Annotated in this window: 24 protein-coding genes; 13 read left to right on the top strand and 11 right to left on the bottom strand. The window is 68.5% G+C overall.

Annotation, left to right across the window (positions count from 1 at the left end; genetic code table 11):
• Window positions 1–42: 42 nt before the first annotated feature.
• Window positions 43–1,497: a YhgE/Pip domain-containing protein gene (locus tag FEK34_RS02685; RefSeq protein WP_138446380.1), complete on the bottom strand. Its 1,455-nt coding sequence runs from the start codon at window positions 1,495–1,497 to the stop codon at window positions 43–45.
• A gap of 240 nt (window positions 1,498–1,737) precedes the next feature.
• Between FEK34_RS02685 and purF the strand changes: the two genes are divergently transcribed.
• Together purF and purM are read left to right on the top strand one after the other, a co-directional pair.
• A complete protein-coding gene (purF, locus tag FEK34_RS02680; RefSeq protein ID WP_138446231.1) occupies window positions 1,738–3,318 on the top strand; it encodes an amidophosphoribosyltransferase in 1,581 nt (526 codons plus the stop codon).
• 75 nt (window positions 3,319–3,393) lie between these two features.
• Window positions 3,394–4,473: a phosphoribosylformylglycinamidine cyclo-ligase gene (gene purM, locus FEK34_RS02675; RefSeq protein ID WP_104362133.1), complete on the top strand. Its 1,080-nt coding sequence runs from the start codon at window positions 3,394–3,396 to the stop codon at window positions 4,471–4,473.
• Window positions 4,474–4,945: 472 nt separating this feature from the next.
• Here purM and FEK34_RS02670 read toward each other — a convergent pair whose 3' ends face one another.
• From FEK34_RS02670 to FEK34_RS02655, 4 genes are all read right to left on the bottom strand, one after another.
• Complete coding sequence (locus tag FEK34_RS02670; RefSeq protein ID WP_138446230.1) at window positions 4,946–5,158, bottom strand: DUF3073 domain-containing protein; 213 nt, start codon at window positions 5,156–5,158, stop codon at window positions 4,946–4,948.
• A gap of 164 nt (window positions 5,159–5,322) precedes the next feature.
• Entirely contained in the window at window positions 5,323–6,276 is a 954-nt protein-coding gene (locus tag FEK34_RS02665; protein WP_138446229.1) for an asparaginase, read from the bottom strand.
• Window positions 6,273–7,001: an MOSC domain-containing protein gene (locus FEK34_RS02660; RefSeq protein ID WP_138446228.1), complete on the bottom strand. Its 729-nt coding sequence runs from the start codon at window positions 6,999–7,001 to the stop codon at window positions 6,273–6,275. Before FEK34_RS02660 ends, FEK34_RS02665 begins: the two co-directional genes overlap by 4 nt.
• Window positions 7,002–7,045: 44 nt before the next feature.
• A complete protein-coding gene (locus FEK34_RS02655) occupies window positions 7,046–8,161 on the bottom strand; it encodes a YgfZ/GcvT domain-containing protein (protein ID WP_138446227.1) in 1,116 nt (371 codons plus the stop codon).
• A 130-nt stretch (window positions 8,162–8,291) separates the two neighbouring features.
• Between FEK34_RS02655 and FEK34_RS02650 the strand changes: the two genes are divergently transcribed.
• The 5 genes from FEK34_RS02650 to cydC all read left to right on the top strand — a co-directional run bounded on the left by FEK34_RS02650 (window position 8,292) and on the right by cydC (window position 15,976).
• Window positions 8,292–9,212 carry an aminodeoxychorismate lyase gene (locus FEK34_RS02650; RefSeq protein ID WP_138446226.1) on the top strand — a complete coding sequence of 307 codons (921 nt, stop codon included), beginning with the start codon at window positions 8,292–8,294 and terminating at the stop codon, window positions 9,210–9,212.
• A 117-nt stretch (window positions 9,213–9,329) separates the two neighbouring features.
• Window positions 9,330–10,829 (top strand): cytochrome ubiquinol oxidase subunit I, encoded by a 1,500-nt coding sequence (locus FEK34_RS02645; protein ID WP_138446225.1) that lies wholly within the window; start codon window positions 9,330–9,332, stop codon window positions 10,827–10,829.
• A 9-nt stretch (window positions 10,830–10,838) separates the two neighbouring features.
• Entirely contained in the window at window positions 10,839–11,948 is a 1,110-nt protein-coding gene (gene cydB / locus FEK34_RS02640; protein ID WP_138446224.1) for a cytochrome d ubiquinol oxidase subunit II, read from the top strand.
• A 3-nt stretch (window positions 11,949–11,951) separates the two neighbouring features.
• Window positions 11,952–14,096 carry an ABC transporter ATP-binding protein/permease gene (locus FEK34_RS02635; protein WP_138446223.1) on the top strand — a complete coding sequence of 715 codons (2,145 nt, stop codon included), beginning with the start codon at window positions 11,952–11,954 and terminating at the stop codon, window positions 14,094–14,096.
• Window positions 14,097–14,131: 35 nt separating this feature from the next.
• A complete protein-coding gene (gene cydC, locus FEK34_RS02630; protein WP_249358764.1) occupies window positions 14,132–15,976 on the top strand; it encodes a thiol reductant ABC exporter subunit CydC in 1,845 nt (614 codons plus the stop codon).
• Between the two features lie 287 nt (window positions 15,977–16,263).
• On the opposite strand, the gene FEK34_RS02625 is transcribed toward cydC, so the two are convergent.
• From FEK34_RS02625 to FEK34_RS02600, 6 genes are all read right to left on the bottom strand, one after another.
• The gene (locus tag FEK34_RS02625; protein WP_138446222.1) at window positions 16,264–16,971 is read right to left on the bottom strand and encodes an FABP family protein; all 708 of its coding nucleotides are present in this window, start codon (window positions 16,969–16,971) and stop codon (window positions 16,264–16,266) included.
• 352 nt (window positions 16,972–17,323) lie between these two features.
• Window positions 17,324–17,629 (bottom strand): DUF1416 domain-containing protein, encoded by a 306-nt coding sequence (locus tag FEK34_RS02620; RefSeq protein ID WP_048832701.1) that lies wholly within the window; start codon window positions 17,627–17,629, stop codon window positions 17,324–17,326.
• 5 nt (window positions 17,630–17,634) lie between these two features.
• Window positions 17,635–18,468 (bottom strand): sulfurtransferase, encoded by an 834-nt coding sequence (locus FEK34_RS02615; RefSeq protein WP_138446221.1) that lies wholly within the window; start codon window positions 18,466–18,468, stop codon window positions 17,635–17,637.
• Window positions 18,469–18,497: 29 nt separating this feature from the next.
• Window positions 18,498–18,986, bottom strand: coding sequence for a DUF4395 domain-containing protein (locus FEK34_RS02610; protein ID WP_138446220.1), 489 nt, complete (start codon window positions 18,984–18,986; stop codon window positions 18,498–18,500).
• A 290-nt stretch (window positions 18,987–19,276) separates the two neighbouring features.
• A complete protein-coding gene (locus tag FEK34_RS02605) occupies window positions 19,277–19,711 on the bottom strand; it encodes a thioredoxin family protein (RefSeq protein WP_138446219.1) in 435 nt (144 codons plus the stop codon).
• The gene (locus FEK34_RS02600) at window positions 19,708–20,511 is read right to left on the bottom strand and encodes an LmeA family phospholipid-binding protein (protein ID WP_138446218.1); all 804 of its coding nucleotides are present in this window, start codon (window positions 20,509–20,511) and stop codon (window positions 19,708–19,710) included. Before FEK34_RS02600 ends, FEK34_RS02605 begins: the two co-directional genes overlap by 4 nt.
• A 148-nt stretch (window positions 20,512–20,659) precedes the next feature.
• Here FEK34_RS02600 and FEK34_RS02595 point away from each other — a divergent pair, with 148 nt between their 5' ends.
• The 6 genes from FEK34_RS02595 to pstB all read left to right on the top strand — a co-directional run bounded on the left by FEK34_RS02595 (window position 20,660) and on the right by pstB (window position 26,623).
• The gene (locus tag FEK34_RS02595) at window positions 20,660–21,424 is read left to right on the top strand and encodes a winged helix-turn-helix transcriptional regulator (RefSeq protein WP_138446217.1); all 765 of its coding nucleotides are present in this window, start codon (window positions 20,660–20,662) and stop codon (window positions 21,422–21,424) included.
• 109 nt (window positions 21,425–21,533) lie between these two features.
• Window positions 21,534–22,460 (top strand): mycothiol synthase, encoded by a 927-nt coding sequence (gene mshD / locus FEK34_RS02590; RefSeq protein ID WP_432760918.1) that lies wholly within the window; start codon window positions 21,534–21,536, stop codon window positions 22,458–22,460.
• Window positions 22,461–22,743: 283 nt separating this feature from the next.
• On the top strand, window positions 22,744–23,853 hold the full coding sequence (gene pstS, locus FEK34_RS02585) for a phosphate ABC transporter substrate-binding protein PstS (RefSeq protein WP_138446216.1): 1,110 nt from the start codon (window positions 22,744–22,746) through the stop codon (window positions 23,851–23,853).
• 91 nt (window positions 23,854–23,944) lie between these two features.
• On the top strand, window positions 23,945–24,922 hold the full coding sequence (gene pstC / locus FEK34_RS02580; RefSeq protein ID WP_138446215.1) for a phosphate ABC transporter permease subunit PstC: 978 nt from the start codon (window positions 23,945–23,947) through the stop codon (window positions 24,920–24,922).
• Window positions 24,922–25,827 (top strand): phosphate ABC transporter permease PstA, encoded by a 906-nt coding sequence (pstA, locus tag FEK34_RS02575; RefSeq protein ID WP_036532881.1) that lies wholly within the window; start codon window positions 24,922–24,924, stop codon window positions 25,825–25,827. Before pstC ends, pstA begins: the two co-directional genes overlap by 1 nt.
• A gap of 19 nt (window positions 25,828–25,846) precedes the next feature.
• On the top strand, window positions 25,847–26,623 hold the full coding sequence (pstB, locus tag FEK34_RS02570; RefSeq protein WP_138446214.1) for a phosphate ABC transporter ATP-binding protein PstB: 777 nt from the start codon (window positions 25,847–25,849) through the stop codon (window positions 26,621–26,623).
• Window positions 26,624–26,660: the final 37 nt, after the last annotated feature.

Here is a 26,660-nt window from a genome sequence, read left to right as displayed (position 1 = left end):
CGGTCTGCCCGCCGGGCATCGGCCTGCCCGGAACGGGGATTGTCAGTCCTTGCCGGTACCGGTGGAGCCGCCATTGCCCGACGGTTCGGCATCGGCATCGGCGTCGGCGTCAGGTGTTGCTGTGGAACCCGCCGAGCCCGACTTCGGATCGGTGGCCCCGGCCGCGTCATCGCCGACGGCCTCGGCTCCCGACGGGCCCACACCGGACCCCACCGCAGGCGCTCCCGCCGCAGCCACCCGGTTCTCCCGGTGCAGCCCCTTGTAGTCGTAGAACCGGGTGATCACCGCGCCGAACACGATGGCGATGGCCAGGCCGAGCAGAGCCATCCAGACGCCGCGGCTCAGGCCCGCGGAGAAGCTGCCGTCGAAGTAGAGGATCGAGCGCACGCCGAGGAAGACCTGATGCATCGGTTCCCAGGCGGCCAGCCAGTGGAAGTACTTGGGGGTGGCCTCGATGGGCACGGTGCCGCCGGAGGAGGGCAGGCCCAGGATGATGAACAGGATCAGGTTCACCAGGAGGCCGGCCGAGCCGATGGCCGCGAGGATGGACAGGCCGGTCATGCCGACGGCGGTCAAGGCCAGTGCGCCGTAGAGGAACAGCCCCAGCGGATGGTCGATCGGCATGCCGAGCAGCTTGGCCACACCCAGATAGATGGCCGAGACGAGGGTGGCCGCGACCACCATCACACCCCATTTGATGAGCAGGGTGTGGAAACGGGAGATCGGCGTCGGCGGGAAATGCACGTACCAGGGCCCGTATTCGGTCGGGACGAAGCCCAGCGCGGCGTCGATCATGGTGTGGATGACCATCGCGCCGACCACGCCGGCCAGCAGAATCAGCAGTGCGTAGAAGAACGCGGTCAGGCCTTGGCCGGTGCCGTCGGGCAGCGGCCGGTACTGCTGGTACACGATCTGGACCGGGTCTTCCAGCGCCACCCGTGCCGCACCGCTCGGCTCCGGGTTCGGCGGTGCGCCCGGTTCCGGCGCGAGCTGCGCGTTCACCTGATCGGTGAGCTGTTCGCCGACCTGCTGACGCACCTGGGTCAGGGCCTGATCGCCGACCCGCAACACGATCTGGGTGCCGAACGCGCCCATGCGCGGGTTGGTTTGCAAGGTGATGATCGGACGTTCGATATCGCCGGGAACGATGCTGCCGACGCCGAGAATGCCGAGTCGCTTACTGAAATCGCTCGGGATGACCATCGCGCCGTAGACCTGGCCCTGCTGCATCATCCGCTCGGCCTCGCTGATGCCGACCACCCGCAGATCGATCTTGTCCTCGGGCATGCCCTGCTGTAGCGCGTCGGTGATCTGTTTGCCGTAGTTCACCTGCTGCTGCGCGTCGGGCGGGCCTGTGACGTCCCCGACATCCTGATTCACCAGCGCGATGGGGAAGTCGTGCAGGTTCCCCTCGGGGTCGGCGACGTAGTCGAGGTACATCACCCCGAGCAGTGCGGTGAGCAGGGCCAATACGCCGATCGGCAGCAGGATGCGCATTCCGAGGCGGCGATCGGTTCGATTCGCCGCTGCGCTGTCGGAAGTCGTCACGGATCGCACGGTAACAGCCGGATGGGCCCGATACCGGGGACTGCGCCGCACCGGTTAACTGCACGTATGCCTGGATCCGCCGCGGCGACGGGCACGCCGGGCCGCCCCATTTGGCGGCGGCGGTCATCGGCGGGCGGTTCGACCCGTAGAATGACGGTGCCCCCAGCCCGCCCGAACAGGGAGCACACGGTGACCAACGCCGACCTGCCGGTTGTCAGCAATCCCGCCCCCGCGGATCAGGACGAGAATCCACCACGCGAGGAGTGTGGTGTCTTCGGAGTCTGGGCGCCCGGCGAAGACGTGGCCAAACTCACGTATTACGGCCTGTATGCGTTGCAGCACCGTGGGCAGGAGGCGGCGGGCATCGCCGTAGCCGACGGTTCGCAGGTGCTGGTCTTCAAGGATCTGGGCCTGGTCAGCCAGGTGTTCGACGAGCAGACCCTGGCCGCGATGCCGGGCCATGTCGCCGTCGGGCACTGTCGCTATTCCACCACCGGCGCCACCACCTGGGAGAACGCCCAGCCGATCTTCCGCACCACCGCGGTCGGTTCCGGATTGGCCTTGGGGCACAACGGAAATCTGGTGAACACCGCCGAATTGGCCGATCGGGCACGGGAACTCGGCCTGCTCGGCGGGATGCCGCGCGGTGGCCGTCCGGGCCCGATGGCCGCCACCTCCGACTCGGATGTGATGACGGCGCTGCTGGCCCATGCCGCCGCCGACTCCAGCATCGAACAGGCCGCGATGAAGCTGCTGCCCACCCTGAAGGGCGCCTTCTGCCTGACCTTCATGGACGAGCACACCCTCTACGCGGCCCGCGACCCGCACGGCGTGCGCCCGCTGTGCCTCGGCAGGCTCGACCGCGGCTGGGTGGTCGCCAGTGAGACCTCCGCGCTCGACATCGTCGGCGCCTCGTTCGTGCGCGAGATCGAGCCGGGCGAGCTGCTGGCCATCGACGCCGACGGCGTGCGTTCGCTGCGCTTCGCCACCCCCGAACCCAAGGGCTGCGTCTTCGAGTACGTCTATCTCGCCCGCCCGGACAGCACCATCTCCGGTCGCTCGGTGCACGCCACCCGCGTCGACATCGGCCGCAGGCTGGCCAAGGAGCATCCGGTCGAGGCCGATCTGGTGATCCCGGTGCCCGAATCCGGCACCCCCGCCGCGGTCGGTTACGCGCAGGGCTCCGGCGTGCCGTACGGGCAGGGCCTGATGAAGAACGCCTATGTGGGCCGCACCTTCATCCAGCCCAGCCAGACCATCCGCCAGCTCGGCATCCGGCTCAAGCTCAACCCGTTGCGCGAGGTGATCCGCGGCAAGCGGCTCATCGTGGTCGACGATTCCATCGTGCGCGGCAACACCCAGCGCGCGCTGATCCGGATGCTGCGGGAAGCGGGTGCGCTGGAGATCCACGTGCGCATCGCCTCGCCGCCGGTCAAGTGGCCGTGCTTCTACGGCATCGACTTCGCCTCACGCGCCGAGCTCATCGCCAACGGTGCGGGCTCCGACGACAGTTACGCCGACATGGTGGAGAACGTGCGGCGTTCGATCGGCGCCGACAGCCTCGGCTACATCTCCACCGAGGGCATGATCGCCGCCACCGAGCAGCCGCGTTCGCGGTTGTGCTGCGCCTGCTTCGACGGCGATTACCCGATCCCGCTGCCGACCGAGGCGTCCATCGGCAAGAACGTGCTCGAGGGCATGCTCAGCGGCAAGTCCGAGACCGAACTGCTGGGCCGCAACGCCAACGCCAGCGCGTTGAGCAGGCCCTGAACTCGCCCCGCCGACGCGCGACGGTAGCGTGATCAGGCAATTATCCGCCGATTCGGTTTGGAGCAATCACCGACAATGAGTGAACAGACCCCCAGTGGTGCCGGAGCCTCGTATGCCGCGGCCGGTGTTGACATCGAGGCCGGCGACCGCGCAGTCGAGTTGTTCGCACCGCTGGCTCGCAAGGCAAGCCGCCCCGAGGTGCAGGGTGGCCTCGGCGGTTTCGCCGGTCTGTTCGCGCTGAAGGGTGGATACAAGGAGCCGCTGCTGGCGGCGTCCACCGACGGCGTCGGCACCAAGATCGCGGTCGCGCAGGCGATGGACAAGCACGACACCGTCGGGCTGGATCTGGTCGCTATGGTGGTCGACGATCTGGTCGTCTGCGGTGCCGAGCCGCTGTTCTTGCAGGACTACATTGCGGTCGGCAAGGTCGTCCCCGAGCGGGTCGCCGAACTGGTGTCCGGTATCGCCGAGGGATGTGTGCGCGCCGGATGTGCGCTGCTCGGCGGTGAGACGGCCGAACATCCCGGTCTGATGGACCCCGACGATTACGACCTGTCCGCGACCGGCGTCGGCGTGGTCGAGGCGGACGCGGTGCTCGGCCCCGAGCGGGTGCGTCCCGGCGATGTGGTCATCGCCATGGGCTCGTCCGGCCTGCACTCCAATGGCTACAGCCTGGCCCGCAAGGTGCTGCTCGATATCGACCGCATGTCGCTGACCGGGCATGTCGAGGAGTTCGGCCGGACCCTCGGTGAGGAGCTGCTCGAGCCGACCCGCATCTACGCCAAGGACTGCCTGGCGCTGATCGCCGAAACCGATGTGCGCACCTTCGCCCACGTCACCGGCGGCGGCCTGGCCGCGAACCTGGCCCGGGTGCTGCCCGCGGGACTGGTCGCCGAGCTCGACCGCGGGACCTGGAACCCGGCGCCGGTGTTCAAGATGATCGCCCAGCGCGGCCGGGTGGAGCGCCCCGAGATGGAGAAGACGTTCAATATGGGCGTCGGCATGGTGGCCGTGGTGGCGCCGGAGGACGTCGACCGGGCGCTGGCGGTGCTGACCGCCCGGCACATCGAATGCTGGACGCTCGGCACGGTGACCAAGGCCAAGGATGCCGGCGCGCCGCGTGCGGTGATGGTGGGCGAACACCCGCGCTTCTGAGTGTCGGAAGTCTTCGTCAGCCGGTCGGCCTACGGGCCGGCCGGCTGATTCGTTTCTGGGTGTGCCGGGCGAGGGCAGTCGGCTCAGATGCGGAGATCCGCGGCGTAGGGGTGCGCGTCCACGAGGGATGCGCTGCCCGGGGACGGCAGCGCAGGGGAGTTGCGGCTGAGCGAGGGAGCGATGCGCTGCGCGTGAGCAGCGGTCCCGGAGGGTCGCCGAGGGGCGAGTTCGCCTATCTCGGACGATGTCCGGACGGGCGGGCATCGGGGCGGCCCGTGCTGAGCAACGGGTGCCGATGCTGTTCGAGTATCTCGAGAGTCGATGCGAGCGATCGAACCGAGCTCTCGATCAGGTCTCGACCTCGGCGGTCGAGACCCGATGTCGGGCGAACCTCGGCGGCTGGCTGGCCGACCGGATGGCAACGACTGAAGGGGGAGGCGCCTCGGCCTCCCCCTTCATACGTCGCACCTGGTCAGCGGCGCCAATCGTCGTAGTCGTCGTCGCTGGTCCAGCGGGACAACGAATCATCCGCGTCGTGCTCATCGGACAGCACACCACTCCGCTGAGAGCGGGGGCTGCTACCCGACAGCTCGCGCTGAAGGCTCGCGAAGTCGGTCGACGGCGAGCTGTACTTCAGCTCGCGTGCAACCTTGGTCTGCTTTGCCTTAGCCCGGCCACGGCCCATGGCTGACCCCCTCGCGTCACAGCGGGGCGGCCTGGGGATTGGTGGCGGCCCCGTTCGAATTAATACTCTTCCTGACAGACACTCTAGCGCGTGTGCGGCGGTCGCGCTTCCAGGAGTGGTGGAACAGCTACCGAACCGAAGCCGTTTGCCCGATGCTCGCCTGGCTACAGCACGCCGGGGATCGCGCGGATGACGCCGACCCGCGCACCGCCACCCACTACCGCCGGTGCCGCCAATTCGGCGAGCGCATCCGACCACGGGACGCCGATGCGTTGCAGAATCGCCAGCGTCAGCGGCATCCGGGCGCGGTCGGCGCCGTCATCGATCTTGTAGGCGAACGCGGTTCCGTCCGGTAGCGCGCCCGCGTGCACGCCGTCCGCGCCGATCTTGCACAACAGGCCCGGGGTGGCGTTCATGGTCAGCAAATCGGGGGCGTTGGTGCCGGAAATCACTCGCGGATGGGTGCGGATGGCGTCGGCGACCCGGCGTTCGGGTGTGCCCGGTTCGGCGGTCGCCATGGCGGCGAAGGCGCGGGCGAGGTTGATCAGCGCGACCGGGATGATCGGCAGGCCGCAGCCGTCGATGCCGAGGTCGGTCTCGGGTTCGCCGGTCAGCTCGATGACGGTGGACAGCACGGCCTGTTGCAGCGGGTGCGCGATATCGAGGTATCCGGTGGTGGGCCAGCCGTTGATCGCGCAGGTGGCCAGCATCGCCGCATGTTTGCCCGAACAGTTCATGAACAGCTTGCTCGGCGGCCGGTCGTGGCACAGCACCGAGGCGCGGGCGCGTTCGTCCAGTGGCAGATCCGGCGGGCATTCGAGGTCTGATTCGTCGAAGCCGAAGCGGTCGAGCAGCCGTTCGACCAGCTTCACGTGGTCGGGTTCGCCGAAGTGGGAGGCGGTGGCTATCGCCAGTTCGGCGTCGTCGACCGGTTCGAACCCGTTGCGCAGCAGCGTCACCGCCTGCATCGGCTTATTGGTCGAGCGCGGGAAGATCGGCACGTGGATCTCGCCGAGCTCACAGCTGGGTTCGCCGTCGGCGCCGATGACGACCACCGACCCGCGATGCACGCATTCCCGGAATCCGGACCGCACCACCTCGACCAGTTCGACGCTCACGCTCGCACTCCTGCCTTCAGGTGATCGCCGTCGTCGCGCCGCTGCGCCGCGCGTTCAGCATTGGCACGGCGGCGGTTGTGCCGGTCGATCTGCATCCGGACATCGTCGGAGACGGTGGGCTCGGTGGCCAGCAGCAGCTCCAGCTTGTCCGGGTCGGCGCCGGTGAAGACGTCGCGCACGGTGATGCCGTGTGCGGGGACGTGCACCACATGCACGGTGTCGCCGGCGCCGATCGTGCCCTCGGTGAGCACCCGCAGGTAGGTGCCGGTATCGGAGCGCAGGGTGAAGCGCTTGACCCACTGCCGTTCGCCGGACCAGTGCTGGAAGGTCGCGCACGGGACGCGGGGTTCGCTCACCTCGAGCAGGAGGTGGCCGGGGCCCACCGGTCCGGGACCGATGGCAAGGCGGGCACCGATGACGGCGTCGCTCACCGGCAGACCGCGGATGCGCAGATTCTCGCCGAACCAGCCCGCGGGCAGGTCCCGGTCGAGTTCGGTGGCCCACCGGTGCGCGTCCTCGTCGGCGTAGGCGTAGACGGCTTTGTGCGGGCCGCCGTGGTGGGCGGTATCGCAGACGTGATCGCCCTCGAGGCCGAGCGCGCGCACCGCGACGCGGCCGGGCCGCGGCCGCTTGTCGATCGCGGAGCGCCCCACCCGGCCCGGTACCTCGATTTCGGCGTGCAGTACGCACACCGCGAGCACTTCTCCGGTGTCACCGGCGCGCATGGACGAGCTCCTCTCCCCAGGGGCGGATGGCGGCCGGCCCGCGCTCAGCGGCCACGGAGCCGATCGACCGCGACCCGGCCCGCCTGCGGGGTGTCGTCGACGACGACGGAATCCGGGTCGATGGCGGCGGCCGCCGGGCCCGCCTCGAGCTTGGCGTCGACCGGCACGGCCCGCTTGATCAGCGCGAGGGCGATCGGACCGTATTCGTAGTGGTCGACGACGGTGCCGATGCGGCCGACAGTGCGTCCGCCCGCGGTGACCGCGTCTCCCGGCGCCGGGCGTTCGTCGGCCGAGCCGTCCAGGTGCAGCAGCACCAGCTGACGTGGCGGCTTACCGAGATTGTGCACCCGCGCGACGGTCTCCTGGCCGCGATAGCAGCCCTTGTCCAGGTGCACGGCGCCGTGTTCGCCGACGCCGCCGATCCAGCGGGCCTCGTGCGGGATGGTGCGGTCGTCGGTGTCGATGCCGATCCGGGGGCGCAGCGCCGTCACCCGCAGCGCCTCGAAGGCCCACATTCCGGCCGGTGCGGCGCCTGCCTCGGTGAGGGTGGTCCACCAGCCGGTGAGCTTGTCGCGGGGGATCACCAGGTCGAAGGAGTCGGCCGTCGGCCAGGGCATGCGGCGCAGGAAGCCACCATCGGGCAGCGGCACGGCTTCGTACACGTCGGGGAGGCGATCGATGCCGAGTGCGCCGGTCAGGGTCGGGACCTGTGGGCCGAGCAGGCTCAGGACCGCGTGGTCGGTGGCCTCGCGGGGTTTGGCGTCGGCCCAGAAGACCATCTTGGTGAGGAAGTCCAGCAGCGCGGGGCCGCGGTCGGCCTCGGTGTCGATCCAGACCGTGCCGTCGAGGTCGGTCAGCACGAAATGGTGCTGCACGCGGCCGTTGAGATCGAGGTCCAGATTCTCGGCGGAATGGCCGTCGGGCAGGTTCGCCACATGCTGGCTGGAGATGGTGTGCAGCCAGCTCAGGCGTTCGCCGCCGGTGATGGCGAGCACGAAACGATGCGAGCGGTCGACGATTGCCACCTGCTGCGCCGCGGCGCGTTGTTCACCGAATGGATCACCGTAATGCCACGCGACGGCGGCGTCGGGGGTTCCCGGCGCTCCCGCGACGGCTCCCGTAACAGCGAGGACAGGGCTGGGTGCGGCGACCACGGACACGCAACCCACTCTAGGCGAAAGCTCCGACAGGGTTCCGGACGCGCATGGTCGAGGGGCGGATTGTCCATCCAGCGACAACGGTGCGCCCGTAGCCCGTCGCGGCGGGGCTTGGTGGCCTACGCTTCTTCGCATGGTGGATCGAGTTCTTGTAACACTCGACGGTGAGGTCCGAGATGCGGACGCGCCGTTGTTGTTTGCCGACGATATCGGCGCACTGCGTGGTGATGGCGTTTTCGAAACGATTCTGGTGCGCGAGGGCAATGCGTGCGCCCTCGAATTCCATCTCGCGCGGTTGCGCCGCTCGGCTCAGGCGCTCGACCTACCGGAGCCCGAACTCGGTCGCTGGCGCGAGGCTGTCGAGACCGCGGCCAAGGAGTGGGGCTCCGAGCAGGAGGGGCTGATGCGGCTGGTGCTGACCCGCGGCCGCGATGCCGACCTGAACAGTGTCAAGGCCTCGGTGACCTCCGGTGAGCTGTCGGAGACGGTGCCGGTGCCGACCTCCTATGTCCTGGTGGTCGGGGTGCCTGCGCGGGTGGCCAAGGCCAGGACCGAGGGCGTGTCGGTAGTGACGTTGTCGCGCGGTATCTCGATCGATCTCGCGCAGGCCGCGCCGTGGCAGCTGCTCGGCGCGAAAACGCTGTCCTACGCGACGAATATGGCCGCGCTGCGTTTCGCCGCTCGGATGGGCGCCGATGATGTGATCTTCACCAGCACCGAGAACCGGGTGCTGGAGGGGCCGCGTTCCACGGTGGTCATCGTGCGTGACAAGCAGTTGATCACCCCGCCGGCGAAGAACGGTGTGCTGCCCGGCGTCACCCAGCGGGCGTTCTACGCGGAGGCGAAGAAGGCGGGCTACGACTGCCGCTACGAATCGCTGTACACCGCTGACCTGCTCACCTGCGATTCCATCTGGATGCTGTCGAGCATCACACTGGCCGCGCGGGTGAACTCGCTGGACGGGCTGCGGATGTCGGCGCCGGACCATGCCGCCGAGATCGTCGAGCTGGTCGAGCGCGGTATCGAGCGGGCGGGTTCGATCGCCGACTGGTGAACCCCGGCCCTGACCGGCCCGCGAGCGGTCGGCGTGTCGTGTCGCGCGACACGTTGACCGGGCTGACCTCACGCGTAGTCTTTACTACGACACGTCGTAGATCGCCAGGAGGTCAGTGTGAGTGCCTTGGACGTCTCGCGGTGGCAGTTCGGCATCACGACCGTCTACCACTTCCTGTTCGTGCCGCTCACCATCGGACTCGCCCCGCTCATCGCGGGTATGCAGACCGCGTGGGTGATCACCGGCAAGGAACACTGGTACCGGCTCACCAAGTTCTTCGGGAAGCTGTTCCTGATCAACTTCGCCCTCGGCGTCGCCACGGGCATCGTGCAGGAATTCCAGTTCGGCATGAACTGGAGCGAATACTCCCGCTTCGTCGGCGACGTCTTCGGCGCGCCGCTCGCGCTGGAGGGCCTTGTCGCCTTCTTCATGGAGTCCACCTTCATCGGACTCTGGATCTTCGGCTGGTCCCGCCTGCCGAAACTGCTGCACCTGGCGACCATCTGGATGGTGGCGATCGGCGTCAACGCCTCGGCGTACTTCATCATCGCCGCCAACTCGTTCATGCAGCATCCGGTGGGCGCCCGCTACAACCCGGAGACCGGGCGCGCCGAGCTGACCAGCATCGTCGAACTGCTCACCAATAACACTGCGCTGGCGGCGTTTCCGCACGTCGTCGCGGGATCGTTCCTGACCGCGGCCACCTTCGTCGCCGGTATCGCGGGCTGGTGGATGGTGCGCAACGCGCGCAGCGGCGACGAGAAGAAGCTCGTCGAGGCCAAGACCATGTGGCGCCCGGCCGCCCGGGCCTCGCTGGCGGTGATCGCGCTGTCGGGCGTCGCACTGATCTACACCGGCGACGTCCAGGGCAAGCTGATGTTCGAGCAGCAGCCGATGAAGATGGCGTCGGCGGAATCGTTGTGCCACACCGCGACCAACCCGGACTTCTCGGTGCTGACGGTCGGCACGCACAACAACTGCGACAGCGTCACCCACGTCATCGAGGTGCCGTATGTGCTGCCGTGGCTGGCCGAGGGCAAGTTCACCGGCGTGACGCTCGACGGCGTCGTCGACCTGCAGAAGACCTACAACGAGAAGTACGGCGTCGGCGACTACCGGCCCAACCTGTTCGTCACCTACTGGTCCTTCCGCGCCATGATCGGCCTGGCCGGGGGCTCGGCCCTGCTGGCCATCGCCGGGCTGTGGGTGATGCGCCGTGGCCGGGTGCCCGATCAGCGCTGGTTCTCCTGGCTGAGTCTGCTGGCCATCCCGACTCCGTTCCTGGCCAACAGCGCGGGCTGGGTGTTCACCGAGATGGGGCGCCAGCCCTGGGTGGTGGTGCCCAACCCCACCGGTGACCCGAACCTGCGACTACTGGTGCAGGACGGCGTGTCGAACCATTCCGCGACCACGGTATGGGTCTCGCTGATCACCTTCACGATCGTGTACGGCCTGCTGGCGGTGGTGTGGTTCTACCTGATGCGCCGCTACGTCATCGAGGGGCCGGACAAACCCGGCGCACCCGCGCCCGCGAAGGGACCGGACGACACCGGGGAGCCCGGCGCGAAACCGCGCACCGAAGAGCCTGCCGTCGAACAGCTTTCGTTCGCCTACTAGGAGCCGACGATGGATCTGCAAGAGTTCTGGTTCGTTCTGATCGGCGTGCTGTTCACCGGCTACTTCGTGCTGGAGGGCTTCGACTTCGGCGTCGGCATGCTGATGCCGGTCCTGGGACGAGGCGCTGTATCCGATCGCGGCGCTCGCGGGCCCTCCGTGGTTACGCAAGCTGCCGCCTCCGGGCCTGACGCTCACGCCGCAGACACCCGCAGACGCGTGGTGCTCAACACCATCGGCCCGGTCTGGGACGGCAACGAGGTGTGGCTGATCACCGCGGGCGGCGCCATGTTCGCGGCGTTCCCCGAGTGGTACGCCAGCCTGTTCTCCGGGTTCTATTTCCCGCTGCTGTTGCTGCTGGTCGCGTTGATCCTGCGGATCTGCGCCATCGAATACCGCGGCAAGATCGACGATCCGGTGTGGCGGGCGCGCTGCGACCTCGGCATCGGCATCGGATCCTGGGTGCCCGCGCTGGCCTGGGGCTGGGTCTTCGCCAATATCGTGCGCGGCGTCCCGCTCGACGCCGATCACCAGATGACCGGCTCGTTCCTCGACCTGCTCAGCCCGTACGCGCTGCTCGGCGCGCTCACCACCGGCCTGCTGTTCGCCCTGCACGGCGCGGTGTTCCTGAGCTTGAAGACCGGCGGCGAGGTGCGCGAGGATGCCATGCGCACCGGGCGGTTGCTGCTGGCCCCCACCGCGCTGGTGGTCGGCGGATTCGGGCTGTGGACCCAGCTCGCCTACGGCGCCGACTGGACCTGGATCCCGCTCGGGCTCGCGGTGCTCGGCCTGGCCGTCGCTGCCGTCGCGCACTTCGCCGAGCGTGACGGCTGGGCCTTCACCGGCACCGCGCTGGTGATCGTGGCCGCGTCGGCGTTGCTGTTCGGTTCGCTGTTCCCGGATGTGCTGCCCTCGACCATCGACCCCGCGTTCAGCCTGAACGTCGACAACGCCTCGTCCACGCCGTACACGCTGAAGGTGATGAGCTGGGCGGCGGTCATCGTGACGCCGGTGGTGCTGCTCTACCAGGGCTGGACCTACTGGGTGTTCCGCAAGCGCATTACCGTTGAGCAGATCCCGCCCGGTATCGGTCTGTCGCGCCAGCCCGTCGTCGAGGAGTAGGTCATGGCCCGCCGCCCGCCCGTCGACCCGCGTCTGTGGCGGTATGCGCGTTCGGCGCGGCGCTACCTGGTCCTGAGCGTCGGGCTTTCGGTCCTGACGACCATCGCCATCGTGGTCGCCGCGGTGATGATCGGACGGGTGCTCGCGGGGGTCATCACCGATCCCGGCGCCCGCGAGATCGGCACGTGGAGTGTCGAGTTGGTCGTGCTCGCCCTCGCGGTCGGCTGCCGTGTGCTCGCCACCTGGGTGCAGGCCAGGATCGCGCACCGCGCGGGCGCGTCGGTGGTCGCCGAACTGGAACAGTCGGTGCTGGAGGCGGGGGCGCAGATGCCGCCGCGCGAACTGGAATCGCGCCGAACCGAATTGGCGGTGGTGGTCGGCACCGGACTGTCCGGGCTGCGCGGCTACCTCGTCGGGTACCTGCCCGCGCTGCTGCTCGCGGTGCTGGTGCCGCCGGTGGTGTGGATCGTCATCGCGATGCACGATCTGACCTCCGGGATCATCGTGGTGATCACGCTGCCGCTGATCCCGATCTTCATGATCCTCATCGGCCTGCTCACCGAAGGGCGGGCGCGCGCCACCCTCGACGCCACCACGCGGCTGTCGGATCAGCTGCTCGATTTGTTCGCCGGCATGCCGACGTTGCGGGCGCTGGGGCGCGAGAGCGCGGCGGGCGCACCGGAAGCCCCCGAGGCGCCCGGTTCGCCGGCGGCCGTGGCTCGTGCCAGTTCCGGTGCGGGCGGCTTGTCGCATGGGTCTGCCTCGGCGTCGGGTCGGCCGGACGATCAGCCGCGCACGATGGCAGGCCGGGTCCAGGAACTCGGCGACGCTCTCCGTCACCGCACCATGTCGGCGCTACGCATCGCATTCCTGTCGTCGATGGTGCTGGAGATGCTTGCCACGCTGTCGGTCGCGCTGATCGCCGTCTCCATCGGCCTGCGCCTGGTCTTCGGCGAGATGAGCCTGTACGCGGGCATTGTCGCGCTGGTGCTGGCGCCGGAGGTGTATCTGCCATTGCGGACCGTCGGCGAGCGGTTCCACGCGGCGCAGGACGGAATGGCGGCGGCGGACAAGGCGTTCGCGGTGCTCGACCCCGTTGGCACCGAGGGGAGAGTGGACGACTCGACCGCCGAGGGCGATCGCCGAGCCGGTACGGACTCCTCGACTGAACATTCTGCGCAGCACGGTGCGCCCACTGACCTCGGCGATCAAAGTGCTGAGCGGCTTGGCAGCCGGCGCTCGTCCGAGGCTTCGATCCATGCCTCGAATGGTCCGGGCGGGCGCTCAGTGCGTGCCGGTGTGCCAGTTGGTAGCAGCGATCGGGCGGGCGGGAGTGTGACCGGCGGGCGCTCGTCCGAGCCGCCACTCCAGGACGTCGACAGGTACGACCCCGCGCAGAATGGAGCCGCCGTGTATTCCGGCGGAACCGAGGCGAAGTCGTTTTCTTCGGTCGGCGTGATCGAACTGTGTGATCTCGCTGTCCGCGCTCGTGACGGTCTTGCACCGGATGGGCTGTCGGCGGTGCTGAAACCAGGTGCTGTCACGGTGCTGACCGGCCCGAATGGCTGCGGGAAATCGACTGTGCTGCAAGCGGTGCTCGGGCTGATCACGCCGGATCGCGGCGCGGTCCGGGTCGACGGCGTCGATGTGCGCGACCTCGATTCGGCGCGGTGGTGGTCGCGGGTGGCGTGGCTGCCGCAGCGTCCGGTGCTGGTGCCGGGCACGCTGCGGGAGAACCTGGAACTGCTCGGCGCTCGCGTCACCGAGCCGCCGCGCAAGCAGTCGGCCCGGGTGCTCGACGAACTCGAGGCGGCCTGCGCGGCAACCGGTTTCGATGCCGTGCTGGACGAGCTCCCGGACCGCTGGGACACCCGGGTCGGCGCGGGCGGTGCGGGTCTGTCCCTCGGCCAGCGTCAACGCATGGCCCTGACCCGCGTGCTGGCCGCCGACCGCCCCATCCTGCTGCTCGACGAACCCACCGCCCACCTCGACGCCGACAGCGAAGCGGCGGTGCTCACCGCCCTCACCGCCCGCGCCCGCACCGGCGCGACAGTCGTCATCGTCGCTCACCGCCCACCCCTGCTTGCGGTCGCCGACACCGTCATCGAGGTCCCCGCCACCACTCGTCCGCAGGAGGTGGCGCTGTGAGCCCTGCACCGCTGCGCGCCTCGACAGGTGAACTCATGCGTGACGTGCGCGGGATGTGGTCGATGCTGCGGCTGTCGCCGTGGCGAGTGGCCGTGGCGGTCGCGTGGGGTGTGCTCGCGCTGGGCAGTGGGCTGGCGCTGGCGGCGCTGGCGGCGTGGTTGATCGCGCGGGCCTGGCAGATGCCGCCGGTGCTGGATCTGACCGTCGCGGTGGTGGCGGTGCGGGCGCTGGGCATCTCGCGCGGGCTGTGCCGGTATCTGGAGCGGCTGGCCACTCACGATGTGGCGCTGCGGGCGATGACGACGGCGCGGACCACCACCTACCGGGCGCTGGCCCGGTCGGATCTGTGGATCCCGCGACGGAATTCGATCCCGGTGCCGGCGGCCGGTACGCGTGCCCAGCGGGTCACCGGCGACCGGCGTGATCACAGCCTGACACCGGAAGCGCACGCGAACGGGCGAGACGGTACCCCGGGCCCTGCGAACAGCCCGGGCTCGTCAAGGGACCCCGTCGCGAGTTCGGCGGGACCGTCGGCCGGTCGATCGGCCACGCATCTGCGGCGCGGCGACCTGCTCGTGCGGGTCGGCAGCGATATCGACGATCTCGGCGCGGTGGTGGTCCGCTCGTTCGTGCCGATCGCGGTGGCCGCGATCCTGTCCATCGCCGCGGTGGTGCTGCTCGCGCTCATCTCGGTCGCCGCCGCCGCGATTCTGGCGGTGGCGCTGATCGTTTCGGGAGTTCTCGCGCCGTGGCTGTCGGCCAGGGCCGCGGCCTCGGCCGAGCGGGCGGTGCGCGCCGACCGCGCGGAGTTCACCGCGCAGGCGCTCACCGTTCTGGACCATGCCCCCGAACTGCGCGTCGCGGGCCGCCTGGACGACGCCCTCGCCGCCGCCTCGGCCGCGAGCAAGCGGGCCGTCGCCGCCGAGGATGCCGCCGCCTCCCGCAGCGCCTGGTCGGCGGCTGCCACCCCGCTGTCCATCGGCGCGAGCGTGCTCGGCGCCCTGCTCATCGGCATCACCGTCTACGGCCCGGACGGCGGTGCCCCCGGCGCCATGACCCCGATGGCCCTGACCATCCTGGTCCTGCTGCCGCTGTCGGCCTTCGAGGCGGTCGGCCCCCTGCCTGCCGCGGCCCAAACCCTCACCACCGCGCGCGCCGCCCTGCACCGGTTGAACGCGGCGAAGGCGCCCGAAAGCGATCCAGGGGCTCCGGACAACAGGCCGGTCCCCGTCGACGTGACGCCGCCCGCACTACCCGGACCTGTCGGTGCATTCCCCGAACGTCCGAACGCCCACCGCGTAGCCATTGTCGGCCCCAGCGGCGCCGGGAAAACCACCCTGCTGATGGCGTGGGCCGGCCTGTTCGGCACCCCGGTCCCCGGCGTGACCTTCTTCGCCGAGGACGCCCACCTCTTCGGCACAAGCGTGCTGGAGAATCTGCGGGTGGCGCGCGGCGATCTCACCGCCGAGGAGGGCGAGCAGGCTCTGCGAGCGGTGGGCGCGGGCCCCTGGCTCGACTCGCTGCCCGAAGGCATCCACACCGATCTGGTGGGTGGGCCGGCGGCCGTGTCGGGCGGTCAGCGCCGCCGGATTCTGCTGGCGCGGGCGCTCATCTCGCCGGCCCGGGTACTGCTGCTCGACGAACCGACCGAGCACCTGGAAGCGGAAGCGGGCGCGGACCTGCTGCGTGCCCTGCTCGACGTGCACAGCGGTCTGGTCGACGCCGAGCGCGATGTGGTGGTCGTCACACATCAGCTCCCACCGGACCACCGCGCCGATCTGGTCCTGCACGTCGATGCGTCGGGCCAGGTCAGCACGGTTTCCGGTGCCGCGCACAACCCCGTGTCCGCCCCGCGCGAAATTCCGTTGCCGACCTCCTGACCGGTGGTTAGATTCGTCGGTACACAAGGAAGGAGGTGGTCTGAAGAATGTTTGACTCTTGGACGCGTGAGGTGGCTGCCCGCTAGGCACCCACCGCTGTATGGATTCCCTTCGGCGAGTACGTGCTGATAGCGAATCCCAGGCAGTCACCCGGCCCCCGAGTCCCCGATCTTGTCCGATCGGGACCGATGTGCTCCGGCACAACGGTACGGCTCGGGGGTCGTTCCATATCCGGGGCACGAAAAAGCGCGGCACCCGAATCGGGCACCGCGCTAGAGGCAGCTGACTCAGCCGATATACCGCTGCAACCGCGCCGACAGCCGGGGCTCCAGCGGCCCGTCGGCCACCACCCGCTCCTCGACGTAGGCCAGATCCCCGCCCTCGACGATCCCGTACAGCCGCTTGGCTCCGCCGACGACCACACCGGACTGGCTGCGGATCACCACATCGGTGGCCAGCTCCCACGACGACTGGGTCAGCGCCTGACCGTAGAACAGCTCGACGATGCCGGAGCTATGCGTCAGCAGCAGTTCGATGACCTCGTCGTCGGCGTCCGTGCCGACCCGCCAGTATCCGCTCTCGCGCAGATCGGGCCCGCCGTAGCTGCCGTCGGATTCGATGATCCAGGAGCGGGAGTCCCAGGCCAGGAAGTCGCCGCCGTCATGGGAGACGATGATCTGCTGGCCGAACCGGTAGTCGCCGCGCTCGGGATCGTTGCCTTCGCCCTCACCGCGCCACACGCCGACCAGCGGCAGCAGTGCGAGCATGGCAGAACTCAGATCCGGCCCGAGCCGCAGATTCGCGGTGTCCTCGGGCAGCGGCAGATCCGGCAGCACCGGGATATTGCGGGCACCGGTCGATTTCGCCCGCTCGGCCGCGTCGGCCACCGCGGCATCACCGCTACGACGCTCCGGCCGTTCGGCCGGGGCGTTGCCGTTCATGTTCTCGCTCGCTCGCTCGGCCGGATCGGAACCCTCGCTCGCGAGATCGCTCATGACACAGAGTCCATCGAGTCATTCGCGGCGGCCTGCGTGGTTACGCTCCGCTGCCGCCTCCGGCCGCTGACGCTCATGACTCGGTGAACAGCCGGTAGAACACGTACAGGCCGAACCACCCGATGAGGATGGACACGGCCACCAGCAGAATCTCGAAGAAGAGGACCACATCTGGAGTCTAGCTATTACCGTGCGGCCGGACGCAAACGCCCCCGGCGGCATCACAGTGCGTCCCCATGGCAACAGCACCGCTCCGCCGCAACAGGACATCCACGACACAGCCCCGACCGACGCACAGCGGCCCCGCAGCCTCCGATAACGGAAACTGCGGGGCCGCTGAATGGCTGCGAGATTACTTCGCGACCGCGACGTCCACGCTGTGGATGCCCGCGCCCTCGGGGCGGACCTCGGCCGAGCCGTTGCCCGCCGAGCTCAGCGCGCGCACGGTCCACGAACCCGGCGCGGCGAAGAACCGGAAGTCACCGGTGCCCGAGGCCACGACCTCGGCGGTGAAGTCACCGTTGCCGTCGAGCAGACGCACGAACGCGCCGCCCACCGGCTGGCCGTCGGCGCTCAGCACGCGGCCGGTGATGACCGTTTCCTTCTCCACGTCCACGCCCGCGGGGATGGCCTGACCCTGGGTAGGTGCTGCACACATATTGATTACGCTCCCAACTCGATCGGTGCGCCGACGAGCGAACCGTATTCGGTCCAGCTGCCGTCGTAGTTCTTGACGTTCTGGTGGCCGAGCAGCTCCTGCAGCACGAACCAGGTGTGCGAGGAACGCTCACCGATGCGGCAGTAGGCGATGGTGTCCTTGGAGCCGTCCAGGCCGGCCTCGGCGTAGATCTTGGCCAGCTCTTCGTCGGACTTGAAGGTGCCGTCCTCGTTCGCGGCCTTGCTCCACGGCACGTTGATGGCGCCGGGGATGTGGCCGGGACGCTGGCTCTGCTCCTGCGGCAGGTGCGCGGGAGCCAGGATCTTGCCGGAGAACTCGTCAGGGGACCGGACGTCGACCAGGTTCTTGGCGCCGATGGCCGCGATGACCTCGTCGCGGAAGGCGCGGATCGTCAGGTCCGGGGCGGACGCCTTGTACTGGGTGGCCGGGCGGCTCACCGGTTCGGTGGACAGCGGGCGGCCGTCGAGCTCCCACTTCTTGCGGCCACCGTCGAGCAGCTTGACGTTGTTGTGGCCGTACAGCTTGAAGTACCAGTACGCGTAGGCGGCGAACCAGTTGTTGTTGCCGCCGTAGAGGATGACCTCGTCGTCGTTGGAGATGCCGCGCGCCGAGAGCAGATCGGAGAACTGCTCCTGGTTCACGAAGTCACGACGAACCTGATCCTGCAGGTCCTTCTTCCAGTCGAGCCGGACGGCGCCCTCGATGTGACCGCCGTCGTAGGCGGAGGTGTCCTCGTCGACCTCGACGAAGACCACGCCGGGGGCGTTGAGGTTCTCTTCGGCCCAGTCAACGGAGACCAGGACATCGGAGCGGGCCATGTTGTTCCTTTCGGTGGTGACTTGCAGGGTCAGTTCGGTGCCGGGGTCCGGCGGAAACGGGCTACCAGGGGATAGATCTTGCAGCCCAGGCAGATCCCGAACGCCGCGTTCAGGAACGCGGCGAACAGTGCGAAGCCGGCGAAGAGCGCGCCGACAACGGGGGCGCCGAGCACGAAGCCCAGCAGGCTCACGGCCGCGAAGGCCAGGCCGAGTAGTTGGGCGAACTTCAGCGGGGCTTCGGGTTCGGTCTCGGTGACCGGGCCCGAACGCGGGGCGATGAGGTTCGCGTAGATGCGGCCGTACGGGTGCCGTTTGGGCCCGTTGACGGCGCCGAGGGCGAAGACCACCGCCTGCGCCGCGATCAGCACGGCGGCGATCGCGGGGGAGAAGGCGGAGGCGATCAGGACCAGAACGAGGACGCCGGTGGTGACCCAGGCGACGAACCGCGGCCCGCGGACGTCGACGTGGCCGTCGGGGATGGTCCTGGTTCCGGAAGTCTTGAGGGAATCGGTGGACATCGTGCGTACTCCTGCGCTCGAGGTGCTGTTCGGCGGGAAAATTGCCAATTCGCCGGGGGATCAAGGGATCTCTCGCGCGGCGAACGCTGGTCGGCGTCAGGAAATCTGAGCGGGCCGACCGATCAGCGGCACAGGCAGCAACAACCACCGAGCCGGCACAGATCAACTGTGCGGCGTCGGGTGAGCATCAGCTCGCGGTGGGTTTGCACGGAAGGCAGTTTACCCAATTCCCGGGGAGAATTGGACCCCGGGTTGATCAGGAGGCTTACTCCGCAGGTAGACGACGGGTTTCAGACCGTCAACGGGGTGAGCGCACTTCGCAGATCGCCGGCCTGCGGGACGCCGGAGATGCGGAAGCGTTCGCGGCCTTCGGCGTCGAAGACGAACGTGGTCGGCAGCGACATCACATTGAGCGCTTTGGCCAGGGTGGGGTCGGCGTCGATATCGACCTCGATGTCGCGCGGCGGCTGCGGCGAATCGGCCAAATCCTCGGTGACACCGGCGACTACGCGACGCACCGCCGTGCACGGACCGCACCATTCGGCGGAGAAATGCAGTACGGCCGGGCCGGATCCGGTGATGCCCGCCGCGGCCAGCAGTTCGGCTCGCTGGTCGGTGTCCTTGTCGAGCGTGGCCGGGCGGACGGTGCCCTCACGGCCGCGCAGGTACAGCCCGACGGCGATGCCGGCCAGCAGCATCACCACCAGAATTGTGATTTCGATCATTGTCGCCGCAATCTGTCGAGATCGATCGTCACGTTCTCACCCTGGCCCTCGACGACGATCTGGCCGCCGAGCGCGAAGACCTCGGTGGGCCGGATGCCGAACGGAAGTTCCTTCGTATCGATGGTACGGGTGAATCGGGCCAGCACCGCGGGAGCCTCGTCCTCGGGCACCACCACCGAGGAGGTGTCGTCGGGGCCGCGGTAGAAGCCGGTCGCGATGACGCGGACCTGGTCGCCGTCCAGCAGCAGATCGGCCTGCACGCTGACCCGCTCGCCGGCGATCTTCGCGCCGAACTGTCCGGCGGGCGCCTTGGGCAGGGTGCCGGTCAGCACCAGGGCGCCTGCGGTGGTCATGCCCGATCCGCCGGAGCCGCCGGTGCCGTCGGATTTGTCCGCGGGCCGGGAGTGAACTTGCAGGTCGGGGATGCCGAAGAGCCGGCCGAGCTCGACCGGTTCCACCCGCATGCGCACGTCGACGCGGTCGACCGGCACGCTGCGCACCCGGCCGTCGACCAGGTCGCCGAGCGGCAGCTGCATGCCGGTCAGCGTCGCCTCCACGGCGATCTCACCGGGGATGTCCGGACGCATGCTGCGTGCGGTGATCTGGATGTTGTCGTAGCGGCCGTCGAACGCCTGACGCAGGAAGGGGAAACCGTGGAAGGTCACTTCGGGGTCGGCGCTCAGATCGGCGCCTTCGCGCAGGGAGCGGGATACGCGGTACTCCGAATACGCGGCGGCGCCGAAATCGATGACCACCGCCAGTCCCGCGAGACACAGCAGCCCGATAATCAGCTTGCGCATGGAATGAACAGTAACCGGACCGCTCACCCGGATGACAAGCTCGTCGGCGCATACGCGCTAATCTTGCATCCGATCACCTGTGACCAGCGACGTGGCACGCGGCGACGATGCCGGGCTTTCGCGTAGCTACGAAATGGGAGGAGTGCTTGTGGAGCTGCTCCTGCTCACGTCCGACCCCAACCCGGAATCGGTGCTGCCCTCGCTCGCGCTGCTGGCGCACACCGTCCGGCCCGCCCCGACCGAGGTGGCCTCGCTGCTCGAGGCCGGTACCGCCGATGTGGCCCTGGTGGACGCACGCACCGATCTCGCGGCCGCCCGTGGGCTGTGCCGTCTGCTCGGCAGCACCGGTTCCTCGGTGCCGGTAGTGGCGGTGCTGACCGAGGGCGGCCTGGTCGCCGTCAATGCCGACTGGGGGCTCGACGACATCCTGCTGCCCGGCACCGGTCCGGCCGAACTCGATGCCAGGCTGCGGCTGCTGGTCGGCCGCAACGGCGGCGTCGCCAGCCCGGAGAGCACCGGCAAGATCACCCTCGGTGAGCTGGTGATAGACGAGGGCACCTACACCGCCCGGCTGCGCGGCCGTCCGCTCGATCTCACCTATAAGGAATTCGAGCTGTTGAAGTATCTGGCCCAGCACGCGGGCCGGGTCTTCACCCGCGCCCAGCTGTTGCAGGAGGTGTGGGGCTATGACTTCTTCGGTGGCACCCGCACCGTCGACGTGCACGTGCGGCGGCTGCGCGCCAAGCTCGGCAGCGAGTACGAGTCGCTGATCGGCACCGTCCGTAATGTCGGATACAAGGCGGTGCGGCCCGCGCGTTCCAATGCCAAGGGGGAGGCCCCGGCCTTCACCGAGGAGGAGGCCGACGGTTCGGACGGCACTCCGCTGGCGCCGGCGAACGGTACCGCTCAATAACGGCACGTTAGATAACGAACCGCTCACCAACGGTGGGAATTGTCCGTTTTGCCGCTAAATTGGCGGTAGCGCGACCCCGGAATCTCCGACGAGACAGTGGATGGGTGGTATGCGAGTGAGCGACATGACGATGCGCTGGAGCGACCGGCTCGACGCCGGATCGGCCGAGCAGGTGCGTGCGCTGCTGGAACGGGCGGCCGAGGCCGACGGCGTGGCCGCCGTCTCCGAACAGGCTGTGCTATCGCTGCGGGAGCCGGGTGCGGCGCACCACCTGCTGGGTCTGCGCGACGAGACGGTGATCGGCTACGCGAATCTGGTGCCCGCGCGGGGTGAGCATCCGGCGATGGCCGAGGCCGCCGTCGATCCCGCCGCGCGTGGCATCGGTTACGGCACCCAACTGGTGGCCGCGGCGCTGGAGGCCGGCGGTGCGGGCGCCCGGGTATGGGCGCACGGCAATCTGCCCGCGGCGCGGGCGGTGGCGGCGCGGCTCGGCCTGGCGATCGCGCGCGAACTCTGGCAGATGCGCCGCGATCTGGCTACCGAGGAGCTACCGGAATTGACGGTGCCGCAGGGCATTGCGCTGCGTACCTACGCCGGTCCCGGCGACGACGCCGAACTGCTGCGAGTCAACAACGCCGCCTTCGACTGGCATCCGGAGCAGGGCGGCTGGACCGAACGCGAGATCGCGGTGCGCCGTGACGAGCCGTGGTTCGACCCGGCGGGGCTGTTCCTCGCGGTGGACGCGGGCGATCCCGGACGGCTGCTGGGATTTCACTGGACCAAGGTGCACACCGAGCTGGATCCGCCGCTGGGCGAGGTGTATGTGGTCGGGATCGATCCGGCCGCGCAGGGCCGTGGGCTCGGGCGCCTGCTGACCCTCGCCGGATTGCACTACCTACGCGATCGCGGGCTCGGTGCGGTGCTGCTGTACACCGAGGCCGACAACGCCTCCGCGGTGCGCACCTACACCCGGCTCGGCTTCTCCGTCGCCCATGTCGACGCCGCCTACGCGGCCGGCGTGAGCGGCAATCGGTAATCCGGACGAACCGGACACGAGCACTCAACCCAACTGAACGGTAATCGGACGATTCGGGGAGTTCGAGTAAATGTGGGGCAAATGTCACACCGGTCAGCGCGGTTATCGCCGGGCTGTTCACTTTCCGTTCACTCAGCCTGGTCCAACTGTCAACCGGGCGAATCTAGGTTACTTGTGGGCAGCACGCGCTGCCTGGTGCGCAAGTTCCCCGCGAACCGCACCACATCACCCGCCCGGGCCGGTGAGGGGCCGGGCGAGTAGTTACGCAACATGCGGAGGAATTGTGAAGTTCAAGCGCAGCAGCGCACTCGTCGGTGTGCTGGCCGCCGGTGCCATGACGCTGGCCGGTTGTGGCAGCGATGACAACACCACGGCCGGCGGAACCGAGGCGAACACCAACGTCGCGTGCGGCGGTAAGGAATCGCTCAAGGCCAGCGGCGCCTCCTCGCAGAAGAACGCCATGGAGCGCTTCACCACGGCCTACGAGGCCAACTGCGACGGCCAGACGCTCAACTACACCTCCAGCGGTTCCGGCGCGGGTGTCAGCGAATTCATCGGCGGCCAGACCGATTTCGGTGGCTCCGACTCGCCGCTGAGCGCGAAGAAGGACGAGCCCGCCAAGGCACAGGAACGCTGCGCTTCGCCGGCCTGGAACCTGCCGACCGTCTTCGGCCCCATCGCCATCACCTACAACATCGCCGGCGTCACCGACCTCGTGCTGGACGGCCCGACCGCCGCCAAGATCTTCAACGGCACCGTCAAGACCTGGGACGCCCCGGAGATCAAGGCGCTGAACCCGAACGCCGCGCTGCCCGCCGAGCCGATCGCGGTGATCTTCCGCAGCGACGAATCCGGCACCACCGACAACTTCCAGCTCTACCTCGACGCCGCCTCCGACGGCGCATGGGGCAAGGGCGCGGGCAAGGTCTTCGCCGGCGGTGTCGGTGAAGGAGCCAAGGGCAACGAGGGCACCTCGGCCGCGGTGGCGAGCACCAAGAACTCCATCACCTACAACGAGTGGTCCTTCGCCAAGGCGCAGAACCTGTCCATCGCCAAGGTCATCACCTCGGCGAGCCCGGAGCCGGTGACCCTGTCGGTCGAGTCGGCCGGCAAGGCCATCGACGGCGCGAAGATCAAGGGCGAGGGCAACGACCTGGCCCTCGACACCTCCTCGTTCTACAAGCCCGCGCAGGCCGGTGCCTACCCGATCGTGATGGCGACCTACGAGATCGTGTGCTCCGACTACGCCGACGATGCCACCGCCACCGCGGTGAAGGCGTTCCTGACCTCGGCCGTCACCAACGGCCAGGCCGGACTGGAAGAGGCCGGGTACATCCCGATCCCCGACCAGTTCAAGACCAAGCTGACCGCCGCGATCAACGCCATCTCCTGATCGACAGCCAGCCATGACCGTGCACCCTGAGGTGGCCCCTGCCGGTTCGTCGAAGTCGACGAGCCGGCAGGCGGCTGGAGATACTGCGCCTATGTCGAGCGAACCCAAGCCCGAGACACCTTCTGTCAAGGGACGACAGCCCCACAGCCAGCGGGCCGAAACGATCTTCCGGTCGCTGGCCACGGCAGCAGGCGCGACGATCGTCGGCGCCATCGCGCTGATCGCGCTGTTCCTATTGATTCGCGCGGTTCCCTCGGTCATGGCCAACGAGGCCAACTTCTTCACCAGCGCCGAGTTCTCCACCACGAACGCCGACCACCTGCGGTTCGGTATTCGCGATCTGTTCATGGTGACGGTGCTGAGCTCGATCTTCGCGCTGGTCGTCGCGGTGCCGATCGGCGTCGGCATCGCGCTGTTCCTCACCCATTACGCGCCCACCCGGTTGGCCAAGCCGTTCGCGATGCTGATCGATCTGCTGGCCGCGGTGCCATCGATCGTGTTCGGCCTGTGGGGCTTTCTGGTGCTCGCACCCCAGATCGAACCGGTCCAGCGTTTCCTCAACGAACAGCTGGGCTGGTTCTTCTTCCTGTTCGCCGAAGGCAACGTCTCGATCTCCGGTGGCGGCACCATCTTCACCGCCGGCGTGATCCTCGCGGTGATGATCCTGCCGATCATCACCTCGGTCTCGCGTGAGGTGTTCGCGCTGACGCCGGTGTCGCATATCGAAGCCGCGCAAGCGCTCGGCGCGACCAAATGGGAAGTCGTGCGGATGACGGTGCTGCCCTACGGGCGCAGCGGTGTGATCGCCGGATCCATGCTCGGCCTCGGCCGCGCCCTCGGTGAGACCATCGCGGTGCTCATCGTGCTGCGCACCGCCGCCCAGGCCGGCAGCTGGTCGCTGTTCGACGGCGGCTACACCTTCGCCTCCCGGATCGCCGCCTCGGCCGCGGAGTTCAGCTCCGCGCTGCCCACCGGCGCCTACATCGCGGCAGGCTTCGTGCTGTTCGCCCTGACCTTCGTGGTCAACGCGCTGGCCCGGCTGGCGTCCGGCGGAAAGGTCAACTCCTGATGACTACCACGACGACGCTCGACAAACCGGTCAAGGCGCCCACCTTCCGGCATGTGAGCACCGGCCGCCGGATCCGCAACAACATCGCCACCGGCCTGATCACACTGTGCTTCGCCATCGCGCTGATCCCGCTGGTGTGGGTGCTGTGGATGGTGATCAGCAAGGGCATCGAAGCGATCGTGGCCCCCGAATGGTGGACCAACTCGCAGAAGGGCGTGCTGCCCGACCAGACCGCGGGCGGTGTGTACCACGCGATCTACGGCACCATCGTGCAGTCCGCGGTGGCCGCGATCATCGCGGTGCCGCTCGGCATCATGGCCGCCATCTACCTGGTCGAATACGGTCGCGGCCGGCTGGCCAAGGTGACCACCTTCATGGTCGACATCCTCGCGGGTGTGCCCTCGATCGTCGCCGCGCTGTTCATCTTCGCGCTGTGGATCGCGACCATGGGCTTCCCGCAGAGCGCGTTCGCGGTCTCGCTGGCACTGGTGCTGCTGATGCTGCCGGTGGTGGTGCGCAGCACCGAGGAAATGCTCAAACTCGTCCCCGACGAACTGCGTGAAGCCTCCTACGCGCTCGGCGTGCCGAAGTGGAAGACGATCGCGCGCATCGTCATCCCGACCGCGCTGCCCGGCATGATCAGCGGCATCCTGCTGGCCCTGGCCCGCGTCATGGGTGAGACCGCGCCGGTGCTGGTGCTGGTCGGCTACAGCAAGTCGATCAACTTCAACGTCTTCGACGGCAATATGGCCTCGCTGCCGCTGCTGATCTACCAAGAGCTGGCGAACCCGGAACCGGCGGGCCGGCTGCGGGTGTGGGGCGCGGCGCTGACCCTGATCCTGATGATCGCGCTGCTGTATCTGGCCGCTGCCGCGGTCAACAAACTGCTCACGCGGAACCGATAGAAGCGAACGGATACCCACGATGGCCAAGCGGATCGATATCAAAGACCTGAACATCTACTACGGCAAATTCCACGCCGTGGCCGACGTATCCCTGACCGTGCTGCCGCGCAGCGTCACCGCCTTCATCGGACCGTCGGGTTGCGGTAAGTCCACCGTGCTGCGTTCGCTGAACCGGATGCACGAGGTCACCCCGAGCGCCCGCGTCGAGGGCGCGGTACTGCTCGACGGTGAGGACATCTACGGCTCGCAGATCGACCCGGTCGGGGTGCGCCGCACCATCGGCATGGTCTTCCAGCGCCCGAACCCGTTCCCCACCATGTCGATTCGCGACAACGTGGTGGCCGGGCTGAAGTTGCAGGGCGTGCGCAACAAGGCCGAACTCGACGAGGTCGCCGAGCGCTCGCTGCGCGGAGCCAACCTGTGGAACGAGGTCAAGGACCGGCTCGACAAGCCGGGCGGCGGCCTGTCCGGTGGTCAGCAGCAGCGTCTGTGCATCGCCCGCGCCATCGCGGTCTCGCCGGACGTGCTGCTGATGGACGAGCCTTGTTCGGCGCTGGACCCGATCTCCACCCTCGCGATCGAGGACCTGATCACCGAGCTGAAGAAGGAATACACCATCGTCATCGTCACCCACAACATGCAGCAGGCCGCGCGCGTGAGTGACCAGACCGGCTTCTTCAACCTCGAGGCCCAGGGCAAGCCGGGCAAGCTGATCGAGATCGACGACACCGAGAAGATCTTCTCCAACCCGTCGCAGAAGCAGACCGAGGACTACATCTCCGGTCGCTTCGGATAAGGCAGGTGGCCGGGTACGGCCCGGCTCTCCTGGATAC

It is taken from the genome of Nocardia cyriacigeorgica (assembly GCF_005863245.1).
Lineage (GTDB): Bacteria > Actinomycetota > Actinomycetes > Mycobacteriales > Mycobacteriaceae > Nocardia > Nocardia cyriacigeorgica_C.
This window is presented reverse-complemented; position numbering and strand designations above follow the sequence as displayed.